Below are 1,183 nucleotides of genomic sequence, written 5' to 3'. Positions count from 1 at the left end.
GGTTTCAAGCGGTTGTTGCAACTAGGTGTTTGTTGAGTACCTCGGCTGGATTGTGCCAGTCGAGGGTTTGGCGTGGTCGTCCGTTGAGTTCTCGGGCGACCGCGTCAAGGTCGTCCTGGGTCCAGGTGCGGAAGTCGGTGCTGGAGCGGGGGAAGTACTGGCGTAGGAGACCGTTGGTGTTCTCGTTGCTGCCGCGTTGCCAAGGGCTGTGGGGGTCGCAGAAGTAGACCTTGCAGTCGGTGGCCAGGGTGAAGACGGGGTGGTAGATCATTTCGATGCCCTGGTCCCAGGTGAGGGTCTTGCGTAGCTCGGCCGGTAGGCGGCGCATCAGGCCGGTGAGCACGTCGATGACCTGCTCACTGACCCGCGATTCGGGCAGAGCGCCAAGCATCACGTAACGGGTGGCGCGCTCGACCAGGGTGATGATCGCGCTAGAACCTCGGGCGCCGATGACCAGGTCACCTTCCCAGTGCCCCGGCACAGCCCGGTCAGCGACCTCCGCCGGGCGACTCGAGATGTGAAAGTCACGCACCCACGGCCGTCCTCGGGCCGCGCTGGCCTGACGCGACTGCGCCCGACGCTGCGCCCGACCAGAGCGCAACGCGACCTGCCGGGCTAACTCCTGGCGCATCCCACCCCGGGCCTGGAAGTAGATCGCCTGGTAAATCGTCTCGTGTGACACCCACATCTCCGGCCTGTCGGGGAACTCCCGCCGCAACGACCGGGCGATCTGCGCCGGCGAGTGCCGCTGCGTCAGGCGGTCCTTGACCAACTGCCACAACGGCGGCCACGCCCGCCCCCACCTCGGACGCAACTTCCCCTCACGAGGACGCCGCGCCCGCACATCCGCCTTGCCCTGAGCGTTGCGGTGACAGTACTTCCACCGATACACCCCACCCCACCCCTTCGGATAGCCCACCCCCGCCACATACCCCGGATCCGCACCATGCGGATGCCGCTGACCCGTCGGCACCCGACCCCCCGTCCCGCAATGATTACGCGACAACTCCCGCCACACCGTCGACCGATCCCGCCCGATCACCCCCGCGATCTGCGAGCAGTTCAACCCCTGACCAAACAACACCTCAATCTGCGCCCGCTCCGCGGACGACAACCTCTGCCCCGGCATGACTCCTCATCCTGACGAGAATCCACCCCGTTGCAACAACCACTTGAGCCCAAG

Annotated in this window: 1 protein-coding gene; it reads right to left on the bottom strand. The window is 66.1% G+C overall.

All coding sequences use genetic code 11. From position 1 onward, the window contains the following. Positions 1-4: 4 nt before the first annotated feature. Complete coding sequence (locus JNW91_RS31480) at positions 5-1,129, bottom strand: IS30 family transposase (RefSeq protein WP_203179055.1); 1,125 nt, start codon at positions 1,127-1,129, stop codon at positions 5-7. Positions 1,130-1,183 lie beyond the last annotated feature (54 nt).

Origin of the sequence: Micromonospora parastrephiae, assembly GCF_016802865.1 — a bacterium.
GTDB classification, from domain to species: domain Bacteria; phylum Actinomycetota; class Actinomycetes; order Mycobacteriales; family Micromonosporaceae; genus Micromonospora; species Micromonospora parastrephiae.
The sequence above is the reverse complement of the archived record's forward strand: the minus strand, read 5'-3'. Positions and strand labels throughout refer to the sequence as shown.